Annotated in this window: 12 protein-coding genes; 9 read left to right on the top strand and 3 right to left on the bottom strand. The window is 72.7% G+C overall.

Going from position 1 to position 17153, the window contains the following annotated elements; genetic code table 11:
- Positions 1 to 18: 18 nt before the first annotated feature.
- The gene (locus tag ACZ6EG_RS22710; protein WP_469607020.1) at positions 19 to 1119 is read right to left on the bottom strand and encodes a DUF475 domain-containing protein; all 1101 of its coding nucleotides are present in this window, start codon (positions 1117 to 1119) and stop codon (positions 19 to 21) included.
- A gap of 202 nt (positions 1120 to 1321) precedes the next feature.
- Here ACZ6EG_RS22710 and ACZ6EG_RS22705 point away from each other — a divergent pair, with 202 nt between their 5' ends.
- On the top strand, positions 1322 to 1768 hold the full coding sequence (locus ACZ6EG_RS22705) for a Fur family transcriptional regulator (RefSeq protein ID WP_391970527.1): 447 nt from the start codon (positions 1322 to 1324) through the stop codon (positions 1766 to 1768).
- A gap of 23 nt (positions 1769 to 1791) precedes the next feature.
- The gene (gene katG / locus ACZ6EG_RS22700; protein ID WP_356610193.1) at positions 1792 to 4008 is read left to right on the top strand and encodes a catalase/peroxidase HPI; all 2217 of its coding nucleotides are present in this window, start codon (positions 1792 to 1794) and stop codon (positions 4006 to 4008) included.
- Positions 4009 to 4059: 51 nt separating this feature from the next.
- On the opposite strand, the gene ACZ6EG_RS22695 is transcribed toward katG, so the two are convergent.
- Positions 4060 to 5046 carry a GlxA family transcriptional regulator gene (locus ACZ6EG_RS22695; RefSeq protein WP_469607015.1) on the bottom strand — a complete coding sequence of 329 codons (987 nt, stop codon included), beginning with the start codon at positions 5044 to 5046 and terminating at the stop codon, positions 4060 to 4062.
- Positions 5047 to 5117: 71 nt separating this feature from the next.
- Here ACZ6EG_RS22695 and ACZ6EG_RS22690 point away from each other — a divergent pair, with 71 nt between their 5' ends.
- The 3 genes from ACZ6EG_RS22690 to ACZ6EG_RS22680 are packed head-to-tail and all read left to right on the top strand — an operon-like array spanning position 5118 to position 7759.
- Positions 5118 to 6437: an MFS transporter gene (locus ACZ6EG_RS22690; RefSeq protein ID WP_469607012.1), complete on the top strand. Its 1320-nt coding sequence runs from the start codon at positions 5118 to 5120 to the stop codon at positions 6435 to 6437.
- A gap of 4 nt (positions 6438 to 6441) precedes the next feature.
- Positions 6442 to 7443, top strand: a complete 1002-nt coding sequence (locus ACZ6EG_RS22685; protein WP_469607009.1) for a phosphotransferase — start codon at positions 6442 to 6444, stop codon at positions 7441 to 7443.
- A 49-nt stretch (positions 7444 to 7492) separates the two neighbouring features.
- On the top strand, positions 7493 to 7759 hold the full coding sequence (locus ACZ6EG_RS22680; RefSeq protein WP_356610197.1) for a hypothetical protein: 267 nt from the start codon (positions 7493 to 7495) through the stop codon (positions 7757 to 7759).
- On the opposite strand, the gene ACZ6EG_RS22675 is transcribed toward ACZ6EG_RS22680, so the two are convergent.
- Entirely contained in the window at positions 7678 to 8733 is a 1056-nt protein-coding gene (locus ACZ6EG_RS22675; protein WP_391970525.1) for a helix-turn-helix domain-containing protein, read from the bottom strand. The genes ACZ6EG_RS22680 and ACZ6EG_RS22675 overlap by 82 nt on opposite strands.
- Positions 8734 to 8820: 87 nt before the next feature.
- On the opposite strand from ACZ6EG_RS22675, the gene ACZ6EG_RS22670 reads away from it, so the two are divergent.
- From ACZ6EG_RS22670 to ACZ6EG_RS22655, 4 genes are all read left to right on the top strand, one after another.
- A complete protein-coding gene (locus ACZ6EG_RS22670) occupies positions 8821 to 10356 on the top strand; it encodes an alpha/beta hydrolase (protein ID WP_469607004.1) in 1536 nt (511 codons plus the stop codon).
- 226 nt (positions 10357 to 10582) lie between these two features.
- On the top strand, positions 10583 to 13435 hold the full coding sequence (locus tag ACZ6EG_RS22665) for a carbohydrate-binding protein (protein ID WP_469607001.1): 2853 nt from the start codon (positions 10583 to 10585) through the stop codon (positions 13433 to 13435).
- Positions 13436 to 13451: 16 nt separating this feature from the next.
- Positions 13452 to 15230, top strand: coding sequence for a ThuA domain-containing protein (locus ACZ6EG_RS22660; RefSeq protein WP_391970522.1), 1779 nt, complete (start codon positions 13452 to 13454; stop codon positions 15228 to 15230).
- Positions 15231 to 15393: 163 nt separating this feature from the next.
- A complete protein-coding gene (locus ACZ6EG_RS22655) occupies positions 15394 to 17085 on the top strand; it encodes a cellulase family glycosylhydrolase (RefSeq protein ID WP_469606998.1) in 1692 nt (563 codons plus the stop codon).
- Positions 17086 to 17153: the final 68 nt, after the last annotated feature.

The raw sequence follows: 17153 nt of genomic DNA, 5'->3' as shown, positions 1-17153 counted from the left end.
GTCCCGCCGCCTCCGGCGTCAGGAAGCCGCGGTCAGGGCGCGGTTGCGGCGCACGGAGGACCAGAACGCGGCGCCGATCAGGAGGACGCCGATGAGGCCGGTGACGATCTCGTTGATCTCGTACTGGATGGTGACCAGGAGGATGACGGCGAGGGCGCCGATGGCGTAGTGGGCGCCGTGCTCCAGGTAGACGTAGTCGTCGAGGGTGCCCTGGCGGACCAGGTAGACGGTGAGCGAGCGGACGTACATGGCGCCGATGCCGAGGCCCAGGGCCATGAGCACGATGTCGTTGGTGATGGCGAAGGCGCCGATGACGCCGTCGAAGGAGAACGACGCGTCCAGGACCTCCAGGTAGAGGAACATGAAGAACGCGGCCTTGCCGGTGAGGGCGACGGCCGAACGGTTCCCGCCGGAACGCGCCGCCGCCGTCCCGGCCTCGCGCTCGCGCTCCTCCTCCCGCTCGAGCCGGCCCTCGAAGAAGCCGGAGAGACCGCCGACGACCATGTACGTGATCAGGCCGCCGACCCCGGCGAGGAGCACCGTCTGCGCCTTGTCGGCGTGGATGCCGCCGTGCTGGTGGGCGTGGGCGCCGAAGGTGACGGCGGAGACGAGCAGCGCGACCAGGGCGACGCAGACCGACAGCATGTCCACCCTGCCGAGCTTGGCCAGCGCGCGCTCCAGCGGACCGAGCCACTTGATCTCGCGGTCCTCGAGGACGAAGTCGAGGAAGATCATGAGCAGGAACATGCCACCGAAGGCGGCGATCGACGGATGGGCGTCCGTCACCAGCTCCTGGTAGCGCTCCTTGTCCGTGAGCGCCAGGTGGACCGCGGACCACGGGCTCAGCCGGGCGCTGACCGCCACGATGACGACGGGGAAGACCAGGCGCATCCCGAAGACGGCGATCAGGATGCCGACGGTGAGGAAGATCTTCTGCCAGAAGGCGCTCATCTTCTTCAGGATCCCGGCGTTGATCACCGCGTTGTCGAAGGACAGGGAGATCTCCAGCACGGCGAGGATCGCGACCAGGCCGAAGGCGGTCCACCCGTCGTACAGCACCCCCACGGCCAGGCCCAGGGCGGTGACGGCGAAGGCCCAACGGAACGTCTTCAATAGCACGGGCTACTCACTCACTCCTGTTGTCGCGCTGTGCCGGATGCGGCGTTCCCTGCCAGTGCCCCGCACCCACGTTGTCTACCACGATCGTTCACCGCCACCGGGGCACGCCCGGCACGGCGTCGCCCCGCCGCACCGGACCGTCACCGAAATTGATCGGTTCGTTTCCTTGAGGCTTTCGTGTTTGGCGGAGTAGGTTCCCGCCATGACCGCATCCCGGGATACGGACGTCGCCTCGGAGCTGCGCGGGGCCGGCCTACGCGTGACCGCAGCCCGTGTCGCGTTGCTCGAGACCGTCCGGCGGGGCGGTCACCTCGACGCCGAGGCGGCCGCCGCCCAGGTGCGCCTGCGCGTGGGCCACGTCTCCCTGCAGGCCGTGTACGAGGCGCTGCACGCGCTCACCGCGGCGGGGCTCGTGCGCCGCATCCAGCCGCCCGGCGGCCCGGCGCGGTTCGAGGGGCGGGTGGGGGACAACCACCACCACGTCCTGTGCCGGTCCTGCGGCGCCCTCGCCGACGTCGACTGCGCCGTCGGCGAGGCGCCCTGTCTGACCGCCTCCGACGACCACGGCTTCGCGATAGACGAGGCCGAGGTCATCTACCGGGGCCTGTGTCCCGACTGCTCCACCCCCGGCAGTACCCCAGCACCTTGATCCGCCCCTCCGGAAGGATGTCCATGTCCGAGAACCACGACGCCATCGTGACCGACGCGAAAACCGAGGAGACCGGTGGTTGCCCGGTCGCCCACGGACGCGCCCCGCACCCCACCCAGGGGGGCGGAAACCGCCAGTGGTGGCCGGAGCGGCTCAACCTGAAGATCCTCGCCAAGAACCCCGCGGTGGCCAACCCGCTGGGTGACGACTTCGACTACGCCGAGGCGTTCGGGTCGCTCGACCTGCCGGCCGTGAAGCGCGACATCGCCGAGGTCCTCACCACCTCGCAGGACTGGTGGCCCGCCGACTTCGGCCACTACGGCCCGCTGATGATCCGCATGGCCTGGCACAGCGCGGGCACCTACCGGATCAGCGACGGCCGCGGCGGCGCCGGCGCCGGACAGCAGCGGTTCGCGCCGCTCAACAGCTGGCCCGACAACGGCAACCTCGACAAGGCCCGCCGCCTGCTGTGGCCGGTCAAGAAGAAGTACGGGCAGAGCCTGTCCTGGGCCGACCTGCTGGTCCTCACCGGCAACGTCGCCCTGGAGCAGATGGGCTTCGAGACCTTCGGCTTCGCCGGTGGCCGCGCCGACGTCTGGGAGGCCGAGGAGGACGTCTACTGGGGCCCCGAGACCACCTGGCTCGACGACCGGCGCTACAGCGGCGACCGCGAGCTGGAGAACCCGCTCGGCGCCGTCCAGATGGGCCTGATCTACGTCAACCCGGAGGGCCCCAACGGCAACCCGGACCCGATCGCCGCCGCCCGCGACATCCGCGAGACGTTCCGCCGCATGGCGATGAACGACGAGGAGACCGTCGCGCTGATCGCCGGCGGCCACACCTTCGGCAAGACCCACGGTGCCGGCCCGGCCGACCACGTCGGCGCCGACCCCGAGGCCGCCACCATGGAGGAGCAGGGCCTGGGCTGGCGGAACACCTTCGGCACGGGCAAGGGCGGTGACGCCATCACCTCCGGTCTGGAGGTCACCTGGACGTCCACCCCGACCCGGTGGAGCGACGGGTTCTTCAAGAACCTCTTCGAGTTCGAGTACGAGCTGGAGCAGAGCCCGGCCGGTGCGAACCAGTGGGTGGCCAAGGACGCCCCGGAGATCGTCCCGGACGCGCACGACCCGTCGAAGAAGCACCGCCCGAAGATGCTCACCACCGACCTGTCGCTGCGCTACGACCCGATCTACGAGCCGATCTCCCGCCGGTTCTACGAGAACCCCGAGGAGTTCGCGGACGCCTTCGCCCGCGCCTGGTACAAGCTGACCCACCGCGACATGGGCCCGAAGTCCCTCTACCTCGGTCCGGAGGTGCCCGAGGAGACCCTGCTCTGGCAGGACCCGCTGCCGGAGGCCGACGGCGAGCCCCTCGACGCCGAGGACGTCGCCACCCTCAAGACCAAGCTTCTCGAGTCCGGCCTGTCCGTCTCGCAGCTGGTGTCCACCGCCTGGGCCTCGGCGTCCACCTTCCGCGGCAGCGACAAGCGCGGCGGTGCCAACGGCGCCCGCATCCGCCTGGAGCCGCAGCGCGGCTGGGAGGTCAACGAGCCCGACGAGCTGGCCCAGGTCCTGCGGGTCCTGGAGGGCGTCCAGCAGGAGTTCAACTCCGGCGCCAAGAAGGTCTCCCTGGCCGACCTGATCGTCCTCGGTGGCACCGCCGCCGTGGAGAAGGCCGCCAAGGAGGCGGGCTTCCAGGTGCAGGTCCCCTTCACCGCGGGCCGGGTGGACGCCACGGAGGAGCACACCGACGCCGAGTCGTTCGAGGCGCTGGAGCCGGTCGCCGACGGGTTCCGCAACTACCTCGGCAAGGGCAACCGCCTGCCGGCCGAGTACCTGCTGCTCGACCGGGCGAACCTGCTCACCCTGAGCGCGCCCGAGATGACCGTGCTCGTCGGCGGCCTGCGGGTCCTGGGCGCCAACTACCAGAACTCCCAGCTCGGCGCCTTCACCAGGACGCCGGGCTCGCTGACCAACGACTTCTTCGTGAACCTGCTCGACCTGGGCGTCACCTGGAAGTCGACGTCCGAGGACCAGACCACGTTCGAGGGCCGTGACGCCGCCACCGGCGAGGTCAGGTGGGCGGGCAGCCGCGCCGACCTGGTCTTCGGGTCGAACTCCGAACTGCGGGCGCTCGCCGAGGTCTACGCGAGCGACGACGCCAAGGAGAAGTTCGTCCACGACTTCGTCGACGCCTGGGTCAAGGTCATGAACCTCGACCGCTTCGACCTGGTCTGATCCGCCGGTGTCCGGGCCGGCCCGCCCGTTGGCCGGCCCGGACACCTCGCACTACGCCGTCCCGCGGAAGGTGTTGCGGTACGCCCGGGGCGACACACCGAGCGCCTCGCGGAAGTGCTGGCGCATCGCCGTCCCGGTGCCGAACCCGGCGCGGGCGGCGATGCGGTCGACCGGCTCGTCGCTGCGCTCCAGCAGCCGCCGCGCGTAGTCGAGGCGCTGCCGGCCGAGCCACTGCATGGGCGTCACCCCGGTCTCCTGCCGGAACCGCCGGTTGAGGGTCCGCACGCTCATCGCCGCCTGCCGTGCGAGGTCCTCCAGGGTGAGCGGCTCGCCCAGCCGCTGGAGCGCGTAGGTCCGGGCGGCGGCCGTCGAGGCGTCGTCGGCCTGCGGGACGGGCCGGTCGACGTACTGCGCCTGGCCCCCCTCGCGATGCGGTGGCACCACGGTCCCGCGCGCCACCCGGTTCGCGACCTCCACGCCGTGATCGTCGCGGATCATGTGCAGGCACAGATCGATCCCCGCGGCGACGCCGGCCGACGTGAGCACCCCGCGGTCGTCCGTGTAGAGCACGTCCGGATCGACGTCCACCTCCGGGTACAGCGAGGCCAGTTCGGCACACGACTTCCAGTGCGTCGTGGCCCGGCGCCCCTCCAGCGCGCCGACCGCGGCCAGTACGAAGGAGCCGGTGCAGATGGACGCCAGCCGGGCGGAGGCCGGGACCCGCTCCAGCGCCGCCCGCACCGGGTCGGCCAGCCGCCCCCGCTCCTGCGGCCCGTAGTCCTCCACGGCCGCCGGCACCACCACCGTGTCGGCGCTCTCCAGGACCTGTGGCCCGTGCCGGACGTGCACGCTGAAGTCCGTGTCGGTGGCGACCTCGCCCGGCGCGCTCGCACAGGTGAGCACCGAGTACAGCGGCCGTCCGTCCTCGTCGGCGGCCGTCCCGAACAGCCGGTGCACGATGCCCAGTTTCATCGGCAGCAACCCGGGGCGCACGAACACCGCCACCCGGTGCGGTGCCCGGCCTCGTCCATCAGTCATGACCAGATTCTTTCACTCGCTGTCCATCTGGCCAGTGGTGTGTGCTCGGCGTCCGGCGAAGGGTGGTGCCCATGCGCCACACGACCCGACACCCCCGCACCCTCCCCGGCCACCGCGCCTGGTGGACGGCGGCCGTCACCGCGGCCACGATCGTCGTCGCCGGTGCGTTCTCCACCCTGCCCGGCATCCTCCAGAGCCCGCTGCACGGCGAGTTCCACTGGTCCCGCGGCGCCATCGGCCTCGCCGCCTCGGTGAACATGGTCCTGTACGGCCTCACCGCCCCGTTCGCCGCGTCCCTGATGGACCGCTTCGGCGTCCGGCGGATCGTCGGCACCGCCCTCGGCGTCGTCGCCGCGGGAGCGTTGCTCACCACCGTCATGACCGCCGCCTGGCAGTTCACCCTCCTCTGGGGCCTCCTGGTGGGCCTCGGCACCGGCGCGCTGTCCATGACCCTCGCCACCACCGTCGCCAACCGCTGGTTCACCACCCGCCGCGGCCTGGTCACCGGCATCCTCTCCTCGGCCGGCGTGCTCGGGCAGATGGTCTTCCTGCCCGCCCTGTCCTGGACCGTCGACCACCACGGCTGGCGTGCGTCGCTGGCCGCGCCGGCCCTCGCCGCCCTGGCCGTCCTGGTCCTGGTCCGGCTCGCCCTGGCCGACCACCCCGCCGACAGCGGTCACCGCCCCTACGGCAACCCCGCTTTCGTCCCCAGGCCGCCGCCCGTCCCCGGCGCGGCACGGCGCGCCCTCACCGTCCCGCGCGACGCCGCGCGGACCGCCCCCTTCTGGCTGCTCGCCATCGCCTTCGCCGTCTGCGGTGCCTCGACCAACGGCGTCATGTGGACGCACTTCGCGCCCGCCGCCCACGACCACGGCATGCCGGTCACCACCGCCTCGACGCTGCTGGCGCTGATCGGCGTCTTCAACGTCGCCGGCACCGTCGTCGCCGGATGGCTCACCGACCGGCTCGACCCGCGCAGGCTGCTGGCCGTCGTCCTCACCGCGCGCGGTCTGCTGCTGGTCGCGCTGCCCACGCTCATGAGCGCGACCGTGACGCCGCCCATGATGGCCTTCGTCGTCCTCTTCGGCCTCCTCGACCTCGCCACGGTGCCCCCCGTCATCGCCCTGTGCCGCACCTTCTGGGGGGACGACAGCGCCATCGTCTTCGGCTGGGCCAACGCCGCGCACCAGGTCGGTGCCGCGCTGGCCGCCTTCCTGGGCGGCGTCGCGCGTGACGCCTTCGCCGGCTACGACCCGCTGTGGACCGTCCTCGGCGCGGCGTGCGCCGCCGCGGCCCTCCTCGCGCTCATTGTCCGCCGCACTCCCGGGCGCGGGCACGACCCGGCGGGGTCGAAAAGCGGTGGCCGCGCCCGGGACGCGGTGCTGAGATGAGGCGATGCGCGAGACGACGCGGGTGGTGGTGGACCGGGGACGGTTCCCGGACACCGTCACCCCCTGGGAGGACGAGGACTGGCGGGCCGCCGCCGTCGGCTGGGTGGAGGGGCGGCTCCCCGCCCGGGGCCTGCGGCCGGCCGGGGAGTGGCGGGTGCGCCTGCGCCCCTGGTCCGTCCTGGTCCGGCTGCCCGTTGCGGGACACGGTGCGGTCTGGTTCAAGGCGAACCCGCCGGCCAGTGCCTTCGAGGGCGCGTTGACCGCCGCGCTGGCCCGCTGGGTGCCGCGGCACGTGCTGGAGCCCCTGGCGGTGGACGCCGACCGGGGCTGGTCGCTGCTGCCCGACGGCGGACCGCTCCTGCGTGACGTACTCGACCGGGGAACGGTCGGCCCCACCGCGTGGGAGGAACTCCTGCGCCAGTACGCCGCCGCGCAGTACGCGTTGGCCGCGCGCGTACCGGAGATCGCACGGCTGGGGGTCCCGCACCTGCCGGCCACCGCGCTGCCCGGTGTCTTCGACCGGCTCGACGCCTCCCCGCTGCGGACGGTGGACCGCGCGAGAGTCGAAGGGCTGCGTCCCCGTGTCGTGGAGTGGTGCGAGGAACTCGCGGCAGCGGGCATCCCCGACTCCCTCGACCACGCGGATCTGCACGAGGGCCAGCTCTTCCACCCCGCGCCGGGCCGGTTCACCTTCTTCGACTGGGGGGACGCCGTCCTCTCCCACCCCTTCTGCAGCCTGGCGGTCCCCGCCCGCCGGGCCCGGGACCGATACGGGCCGCGGGTCCTGCCGCGCCTGCGGGACGCCTACCTGGAACCCTGGACGGGCGTCGGCCGGAGCACGGCGGAGCTGCGGCGTGCGGTGGGTCTCGCGTGGCGGCTCAGTGCCCTGAGCCGGGCCGGGGCCTACGGCAGGCTGTTCCCCGGCGCGTCCGGTGCCGCGGCGGCGCAGGTCGCCGAGGAGGGCGCCCGCTGCCTGCTCGACCTGCTCGACGACCCGCCCCTGTGAGGACGCCGTCCCGCAGGCGTTGTCAGTGGCGGATGCGAGGCTGCGACGCATGGATGAGGTGGAGTTCATGCGGGGCAGGGTGTACGGCGCCGACCACGACAGCCCCGGGCCGCGGCCCGGCCGGGGCTACGTCCAGTTGGTGGGCGGCCCCCTGGACGGTCTGCTCCTGGACGTCACGGACCTCACGGAGCGGGAGCGGGCCAGGGGAGTGGTGCTGGCCACGGAGATAGGCCGCTACGGCCCGGGCGGACGCTCCGCGTACGGTCCGAGGACCGACGACCGCCGGCGCTTCGACTGGCGGGGCGACGTCCCCTGACGTCCCACCACCGGCTGTGCCGCCCCCGTCTCCCCGACCAGGGCCGCGAGCAGCCAGTCGTGCGCGGAGCCGGGCGTCGGCTCGGCCCGGCGGCCCGGCGGGGTGATCACCTCGGCGACCAGCTCCCAGTAGCGGTCGATCCGCGGATCGGCCGCGAGCTGCCCGGCCAGCCCACGGCGGAAGGCCGGGGTGTCCCGGACGCCGTACGCGCCCGTGTACGCGCCGACGAAGCCGTCCAGCGCCTCGCCGGGGCTCGGGGGCCGGTCCCGGCGCAGCTGGACGCCAGCCAGCTCGTACGCCTCCGCCAGCCCTTCGTACAGCACGGCGGCGCCCCGGGCACCGGCCACCCGGTGCGCCTCGGGCTGGGGCTGCGCGGTACCCGGACAGGGGGCGAGGACAAGGGCGTTGAGCCGCGCGAAGGCGAGGACCTGGGCCGGGGCCGGATCGTCGGGCGGCCGCGGCACCGCCACCTCCAGGAACGCGCCGGTGGAGGGGGCCGGCATCCGCGGAGGCAGCCAGCCGCGCCAGAACCGGACCAGCGGGGCCGTGCTGGGCGGGACGCTCACGGCGCCGATCAGCCGCAGCCGGTCCGGCCGCTCCCCGGGCGCGCACTCCTGCACAAGACGCAGCGCCGCCTCCCGCCAGCGCAGCGCCGCCAGCTCGGACCCGACGTCGCTCAGCCGCCCGGCGACGGCGGCCTCCAGGGCGCCGCCTTGCGCGTACGCGCCGCACGGGTCGCCCTCCTCGTCGAGGATCCGGCGCACCACCGGGACCGACAGGTCGAGAGCGCGCAGGGACCGGATCAGCCGCAGGCGGTCGAGCGCCTCGGGGCCGTAGCGCCGGTGCCCGCCGGCGCTGCGGGAGGCCTCCGGCAGCAGCCCGCGGTCGGAGTAGAAGCGGACCGTCTTCACGGTGACGCCCGCCTGCTCGGCGAGCTCACCGATGCCGCACAGACCGTCGTCCGACGTGGTCACTTGAACCTCCCTCAGGGGGAGTTCCTACCGTACCGGCGACCGCGGGACGGCGATCGGGCCGCCCCGCAGGGGTGTGAAGGAGCGACCATGACCGCGTTCGTCCTGGTGTCCGGCATGTTCACCGGTACCCACGTGTGGCGGGAGACCGCCGCCCGACTGACCGCCGCGGGCGCCGAGGCGCACACGGTGGCCCTCACCGGGCTCGACGGTCCGCGTACCGCGCCGGCCGGCGGCATCGACCTGGAGACCCACATCGCGGACGTTCTCACGGTGATCGACTCCCTCGGCACGGCACAGGACCGCGAGGTGGTGCTGGTCGGCCACGACTACGGCATCCACCCGGCGCTGGGAGCCGCCGACCGGCGGGCGGAGCGCGTCGGCCGCGTCGTTCACCTGGACTCGGGCATGCCGCAGGACGGCGTCCCCGCCCTGGCCGCCGTGCCCGACCGGTCGCTGCGCGCGCGGTTGGCCGCCGCCGGTGGCCGGGAGGACACCGGCGACGTGCTCAAGCCCCCGGCCGGGGCCGACGAGTGGCGGCTGTGGGGCAGCACGGCAGGCGTCCCGGACGCGACGCTGGACCGGCTCACCGCTCTCGCCGCGCCGCAGCCGCTCGCCACCCTGCTCCAGCCGCTGAGCCTGACCGGCGCGGTGGCCACGGTGCCCACCACCGGCGTGCTGTGCACGCGCAACGGTGCGAGCATCGAAACGGTCCAGATGATGGTGGGCTTCGGCGATCCGGCGTTGCAGGCCCTCACCGACCCGCGGGTGACCTTCTTCGAACTCCCCACGGGACACTGGCCGATGCTCTCCGCTCCCGCCGAGCTGACGGACGTCCTGCTGCGGGCCGCGGCCGGCGAGGGACACCGGCTCGTCCCCGCCGACGCGGCGGTGCCGCCCGCGCATCTGCGCCCGTTCCCGCTCGACGTCCCCGAAGCCCTCCGGGAACGGCACGGGAACGTCGACCTCCACCTGCCCGACGCCGACGGCCCGCGGCCCGCGGTGCTGTTCGTGCACGGCGGCCCGGTACCCGCCGACGCCCGGCCGACCCCGAGGGACTGGCCGACCCTGACGGGCTACGCACGCCTCGCGGCGGCCGGCGGCGCGGTGGGCGCGGTCGTCGACCACCGTCTCCACGACCTGTCGGACTACGAGCGCGCCGCCGCGGACGTGGCCGCCGCGGTGGAGGCGGTCCGGGCCGACCCGGCTGTGGACGCGGACCGGGTCGCGCTGTGGTTCTTCTCGGGGGCCGGTCTGATCACCACCGACTGGCTCGCCGCGCCCCCGCGGTGGCTGCGCTGCCTGGCGGCCACCTACCCGGTGCTCGCGCCCCTGCCCGCGTGGGGACTGTCCGGCTCCCGCTTCCACCCGGCGCGGGCGGTGGCGGACGCCGGCGACCTGCCCCTCGTGCTCACCCGCGTCGGACTGGAGGCGCCCGAGATCGCCGCCACCGTCGAGGAGTTCCTGGCCGCGGCCGAGGACGCGGGAGCGGACGTGGAGGTGGTCGACGTGCCGCACGGCCACCACGCCTTCGAAGGCGTCGACCCGACCGACGAGACCCGCGAGGCCGTCCAGCGCGCGATGCGGGCGGTGCTGGACCGCGTAGGCCGGCACGGCGCGCCGTGACCCTCCTCGGCGACGCGTCCAGGCACTTTGTCCCGTCGGCGGAAAAAGATTAGAGATCTTGCGGAGAAGGGGGTTACAGGTTCGGACCAAGGCCGCTAACTTCCTTGAAATGAACCGGTCATAGCTGTCCCCGACCGGCGCTCGACGGCGCGACGGCGCGCGCCCGTACTCCCTCACGGCAGGCCCAGCATGCCTGCCGCCACCCCTCACTCTCCGGGAGAACTCAGTGCGCACGACACCGCGCGGACACAGACGTGTCCGCTTCCTGCTGCCGGCCCTGGCGTGTGCCGTCGGCCTGACGCTGCCGGTGAGCCCGGCCGTCGCGGCCACGGCGGACCCGGGCGGCGGGACCAAGGCCGCGGCAGCCGAGGAGTTCCAGCAGGTCACCCTCGCCAAGGGGGTGGCCGAGACGGGCGAACCCATGACCCTGGCGGTCCTGCCGGACCGCTCGGTGCTGCACACCTCGCGCGACGGCACCCTCCGGCGGACCGACGCGGCGGGCACCACGGCCGTGGCGGGCAAACTGGACGTCTACAGCCACGACGAGGAAGGACTGCAGGGCGTCGCCGCGGACCCCGGCTTCTCGGCCAACCGGTTCGTCTACCTCTACTACGCCCCCAAGCTGAACACCCCCGCCGGTGACGCGCCGGCCAGTGGGTCGGCGGCCGACTTCGCCCCCTTCGACGGGGTCAACCGGCTGTCCCGGTTCGTCCTGCGGACCGACGGCACCCTGGACACCGCCAGCGAGAAGAAGATCCTCGACGTGCCCGCCTCCCGCGGCCTGTGCTGCCACGTCGGCGGCGACATCGACTTCGACGCGGCCGGCAACCTCTACCTGTCGACGGGCGACGACACCAACCCCTTCGCCTCCGACGGCTACACCCCCATCGACGAGCGCGCCTCGCGCAACCCCGCGTACGACGCCCAGCGTTCCTCCGGAAACACCAACGACCTGCGCGGCAAGATCCTGCGCATCAAGGTGAACGCCGACGGGTCCTACGGCATCCCGTCCGGCAACCTCTTCGCCCCCGGCACCGCCAGGACCCGCCCCGAGATCTACGCGATGGGCTTCCGCAACCCCTTCCGGATGAGCGTCGACAAGGCCACGGGGACCGTCTACGTCGGTGACTACGGCCCGGACGCGGGCACCGCGAACGCCTCCCGGGGACCGGCCGGGCAGGTCGAGTTCAACCGCGTCACGAAGCCGGGCAACTTCGGCTGGCCCTACTGCACCGGCGACAACGACGCCTACGTCGACCACGACTTCGCCTCCGGCGCGTCGGGTGCCGCGTTCAACTGCGCCGCCCCGAGGAACACCTCGCCGCGCAACACCGGCCTCACCGACCTGCCGCCCGTCCAGCCCGCCTGGATCCCCTACGACGGCGGCTCGGTACCGGAGTTCGGCGGCGGCTCGGAGTCGCCCATGGGCGGACCCGTCTACCGCTACGACGCGAACTCCACCTCCGAGGTCAAGTTCCCCGCCGAGTACGACGGCGACTTCTTCGCCGGCGAGTTCGGCCGACGCTGGATCAAACGCATCGAGGCCGGCGGCGACGGCACCGTGCAGTCCATCAACGCCTTCCCCTGGAGCGGCACCCAGGTGATGGACATGGCCTTCGGCCCGGACGGCGCCCTGTACGTTCTCGACTACGGCACCGGCTACTTCAACGGCGACGCCAACTCCGCCCTGTACCGCATCGAGCACGTCACCGGCGGCCACGCCCCGGTGGCCCAGGCCAAGGCGAACACCACCTCCGGCAAGGCGCCCCTCGCGGTGACCTTCTCCTCCGCCGGCAGCTCCGACGCGGACGGCGACGCCCTCTCGTACGCTTGGGACTTCGGCGACGGCGCCACCTCCACCGCGGCCAACCCGTCCCACACCTACACCACCAACGGCCGCTACACGGCCACGCTGAAGGTCACCGACACCACGGGCAAGTCCGCCACGGCCTCCGTGCAGATCACGGTCGGCAACACCGCGCCCACGGTGCGGCTCGACCTGCCGGCCGACGGGAGCGTCTACGACTTCGGCGCCGCCATCCCGTTCAAGGTGACGGTGACCGACCCCGAGGACGGCACCATCGACTGCGCCAAGGTGAAGGTGACCTTCATCGTGGGGCACGACAGCCACGGACACCCGCAGACCTCGGCCACCGGCTGCACCGGCACGCTGCGGACCCTCGCGGACGGTGAACACGACCCCAACGCCAACATCTTCGGCGTCATCGACGCCGAGTACACCGACCAGGGCGCGAACGGACAGCCCGCCCTCACCACCCACGACCAGCACATCACCCAGCCCAGCCACCGGCAGGCCGAGCACTACGGGAACTCCTCGGGCGTCCAGATCGTCACCCACACTCCGGCGCACGGGGGCAGGACCGTCGGTCACATCGAGAACGGTGACTGGATCTCCTTCCAGCCGTACGCCCTCGGCAACACCACCGCCTTCACCGCCCGGGTCTCCTCCGCGGGGTCCGGCGGCACCATCGAGGTGCGCGCGGGCTCCCCGACCGGCACGCTGCTGGGCACGGCGACGGTGCCGGTCACCGGCGGCTGGGAGACGTTCCAGGACGTGACCGCGGCACTGAGCAACCAACCCACCGGGTCCACCACCCTCCACCTGGTCTTCAAGGGCGGCAGCGGCTCGCTGTTCGACGTGGACGAGTTCTCCTTCTCCACCTCCGGCGCAGGCACCCGCACGGGTGCGGTGACGGGGGTGAACGGCAAGTGCCTGGACGTGGACAACGCGGGCACGGCGGACGGTACGAAGGTGCAGGTGTGGACGTGCAACGGGAGTACGGCGCAGAGCTGGACGGTCGCCGGTGACGGCGCGCTGAAGGCGCTGGGCAAGTGCCTGGACGTGTCCGGCGGCGGCACGGCGGACGGCACGAAGGTGCAGCTGTGGACGTGCAACGGCTCGGGTGCGCAGCAGTGGGCGGCGCAGTCGGACGGCACGGTGCGCAACCCGCAGTCGGGCAAGTGCCTGGACGCGTCGGGCGGCACGTGGAACGACGGCACGCCCGTGCACCTGTGGAGCTGCCACACCGGAGCGAACCAGAAGTGGACCCTGCCGTAGAGAGGAGGGGACGATCATGCGCAACAAACTGAAAGCAGCCCTGGGCCTGTTCGCCGGAACACTGCTCTGCATGGCCCCCCAGGCCACCGCCCTTCCCGGCGTCGCCGCCGGTGACACCGCCCGCACCACCGCCGCACAGGCGGCCCCGGACACCGTGGCCCAGGCCGCGGCCGACCCGGCGTACAAGATCCTCGTGTTCTCCCGGACGGTGGGCTTCCGCCACTCCTCGATCGACGACGGCATCACGGCGCTGCGGGCCCTCGGCACGGCGAACAACTTCACCGTGGACGCCACCGAGGACCCGGGAACCTTCACCACCGGGAACCTCGCCCAGTACAAGGCGGTCGTCTTCCTGTCCACGACGGGTGACGTACTGGGCGCCGCCCAGCAGACGGCCTTCGAGAGTTACGTCAACGGCGGCGGCGGATACGTCGGCATCCACGCCGCCGCCGACACCGAGTACGACTGGCCCTTCTACGAGGGGCTGGCCGGCGCCCTCTTCCACTCGCACCCGGCCATCCAGTCCGCGACCGTCGAGGTCGAGGACCGGGCCCACGACGCCACCGCGCACCTGGGCGGCACCTGGCAGCGGACCGACGAGTGGTACAACTACCGCACCAACCCCCGCACCACGGCCCATGTGCTGGCCTCGCTCGACGAGTCGAGCTATGCGGGCGGGAACATGAACGGCGACCACCCGATCGCCTGGTGCAAGGACTACCGGGGCGGCCGGGCCTTCTACACCGGCGGCGGCCACACCGACGAGTCCTACACCGACCCCGCCTTCCGCCGGCACCTGCTCGGCGGCGTCCGCTGGGCGGCGGGGATGACGAACGCCGACTGCCGCCCGGAGAGCGGCTACACGTCGCTCTTCGACGGCTCCGGCACCACCGGCTGGCAGCAGGCGGGCCCCGGCGGGTTCACTCTCGCCGACGGCACCCTCACCTCCCACGGGGGCCTGGGCCTGCTCTGGCACTCCGCCCGGGAGTTGACCGGTGACTACTCCCTCAAGCTGGACTGGAAGGCGTCCGGCGACGACAACTCCGGTGTCTTCCTGGGCTTCCCCGCCTCCAACGACCCCTGGTCGGCGGTCAACAACGGCTACGAGATCCAGATCGACGCCACGGACGCCGCCGACCGCACCACGGGCGCCGTCTACGGCTTCAAGTCGGCGGACCTCACCGCACGGGACGCCGCGCTGAACCCGCCGGGGGAGTGGAACACGTACGAACTGCGCGTCACCGGCGAGCGGCTGGAGATCTTCCTCAACGGGTCGAAGATCAACGACTTCACCAACACCGACCCGGCGCGGAGCCTGGCCCAGGGGCACATCGGACTCCAGAACCACGGAGACGGCGACGACGTGGCCTTCCGCAACATCCGCGTCAAGCAGTCCGGCACCTCGCCCGGGCCCCGTACCGGTCGGGTGACGGGCGTGAACGGCAAGTGCCTGGACGTGGACAACTCCGGTACCGCCGACGGTACGAAGGTGCAGGTGTGGACGTGCAACGGGAGCGCGGCGCAGAGCTGGACGGTCGCCACTGACGGGACGCTGAAGGCGCTGGGCAAGTGCTTGGACGTCTCGGGCGGCGGCAGCGCGGACGGCACCCGGATCCAACTGTGGACCTGCAACGGTTCGGGCGCCCAGAAGTGGGCGGCGCAGTCGGACGGCACGGTGCGCAACCCGCAGTCGGGCAAGTGCCTGGACGCGTCGGGCGGCACCTGGAACGACGGCACGCCCGTGCACCTGTGGTCCTGCCACACCGGACCCAACCAGAAGTGGACCCTGCCCTGACGGGTGCGGTCACGTGAGTCGGCTGCCGGCCGCCCGGAAACGGGCGGCCGGCAAGCGTTTTCCGCCCGAGGTCTTGACGTGTACGTGACGCCTGAGTTCTATGGGAGCGCTCCCACAGCTGCGCGTCCCCCGTGTCCGCACTTACTCGCCCCCTGGAGTCGCCGTGCGCACCGCACCACGCCCCTTACCGGCACAACGCCCCCGACCGAAGAGCAAGAGCGCCTTCGCCCGTCTCCTGACCGGTCTCGCCACCCTGATCGGGCTGGTCGTCGTCGGCGCCCTCTGCCCGTCCGTCGCCCTGGCCCAGACGCCCGCCGCCCAGGCCGTCGGCCTGCACATCAGCGACGGCAGGCTGCTCGAAGGCAACGGCAACGACTTCGTCATGCGCGGGGTCAACCACGCGCACACCTGGTACCCGGGTGAGACGCAGTCGCTCGCCGACATCAAGGCGAAGGGCGCCAACAGCGTCCGGGTCGTCCTCTCCGACGGCCACCGCTGGTCCGAGAACAGCCCGGCCGACGTCGCCGCCGTCGTCGCGGACTGCAAGGCCAACCGCCTGATCTGCGTGCTGGAGGTGCACGACACCACGGGCTACGGGGAGGACGCCGCGGCCGGCACCCTCGACCACGCCGCCGACTACTGGATCGGCCTCAAGGACGTCCTCGCCGGTGAGGAGGACTACGTCATCGTCAACATCGGCAACGAGCCCTGGGGCAACACCGACCCGGCCGGCTGGACCGCGCCGACCGTCGCCGCGGTCGAGAAGCTCCGCGCGGCCGGCTTCCAGCACACGATCATGGTGGACGCCCCCAACTGGGGCCAGGACTGGCAGGGCGTGATGAAGGCCGACGCCCAGGCCGTCTACGACGCCGACCCCACCGGCAACCTGATCTTCTCCATCCACATGTACAGCGTCTACGACACCGCGCAGGAGATCACCAGCTACCTGAACTCCTTCGTGGACGCCGGACTGCCCATCCTCATCGGGGAGTTCGGCGGTCCCGCCGACCAGTGGGGGGACCCCGACGAGGACACCATGATGGCCACCGCCGAGCAGCTCGACCTCGGCTACCTGGCCTGGTCCTGGAGCGGCAACACCGACCCGATCCTCGACCTCGTGATCGACTTCGACCCCAGCCGGCTCAGCTCCTGGGGCGAGCGCATCTTCAACGGCGTGAACGGTATCGCCCGGACCTCGAAGGAGGCGACGGTCTTCGGTGGCGGCGGCCCCGGTGACACCCGGGCCCCGACGGCCCCCGGCACCCCGGTCGCCACCGCCGTCACCGCCACCTCCGTCACCCTCGGCTGGAGCGCGGCCACCGACGACGTGGGCGTCACCGGCTACGACGTGGTCCGCCTCGGCGCCGGCGGCGAGACCCCGGCCGCCGCCTCCACCAGCAGCACCGCCACCGTGACGGGCCTCACCGCCAACACCGCCTACACCTTCGCCGTCTACGCCCGTGACGCGGCCGGCAACCGCTCGGCCCGCTCCGCCGCCGTGGACGTCACCACCGACGCGGGCGGCACCCCCGGCGCCACATGCTCGGTGGGCTACCGCGTCGTGGGCGAGTGGCCCGGCGGGTTCCAGGGGGAGATCGTCATCCGCAACACGGGCACCGCGCCCATCGGCCCGTGGACGCTGACCTTCGCGTTCGCCGACGGGCAGAGGATCACGAACATGTGGGGAGGAACCCCGGTCCAGAACGGGGGCGCCGTGCGTGTCACCCCGGCCTCCTACACCGCCACCGTCCCGGCCGGCTCCGCGGTGACCCTCGGGTTCACCGGCGCGAAGGGCGCCGCCAACACCACCCCGACCGCGTTCGACCTGAACGGGTCCGCCTGCGCGAGGACGTGAGCGGAGCGTCCCGCCGGCCGGCGGCGGCACCGCGGGTGCCCGCGCCGGCCGGCACCGGTCCCCGACGG

Source organism: Streptomyces sp. NPDC041968 (assembly GCF_055589025.1).
Note: the sequence above shows the minus strand (reverse complement) of the source record. Positions and strands in the feature narration are given on the sequence as shown.

Excerpts from the sequence above, each read along its gene's own strand:
- ACZ6EG_RS22705 (WP_391970527.1), top strand. The coding sequence starts at position 1,322 with ATGACCGCATCCCGGGATACGGACGTCGCCTCGGAGCTGCGCGGGGCC.
- katG (WP_356610193.1), top strand. The coding sequence starts at position 1,792 with ATGTCCGAGAACCACGACGCCATCGTGACCGACGCGAAAACCGAGGAG.
- ACZ6EG_RS22695 (WP_469607015.1), bottom strand. The coding sequence starts at position 5,046 with ATGACTGATGGACGAGGCCGGGCACCGCACCGGGTGGCGGTGTTCGTG.
- ACZ6EG_RS22690 (WP_469607012.1), top strand. The coding sequence starts at position 5,118 with ATGCGCCACACGACCCGACACCCCCGCACCCTCCCCGGCCACCGCGCC.
- ACZ6EG_RS22685 (WP_469607009.1), top strand. The coding sequence starts at position 6,442 with ATGCGCGAGACGACGCGGGTGGTGGTGGACCGGGGACGGTTCCCGGAC.
- ACZ6EG_RS22680 (WP_356610197.1), top strand. The coding sequence starts at position 7,493 with ATGGATGAGGTGGAGTTCATGCGGGGCAGGGTGTACGGCGCCGACCAC.
- ACZ6EG_RS22670 (WP_469607004.1), top strand. The coding sequence starts at position 8,821 with ATGACCGCGTTCGTCCTGGTGTCCGGCATGTTCACCGGTACCCACGTG.
- ACZ6EG_RS22660 (WP_391970522.1), top strand. The coding sequence starts at position 13,452 with ATGCGCAACAAACTGAAAGCAGCCCTGGGCCTGTTCGCCGGAACACTG.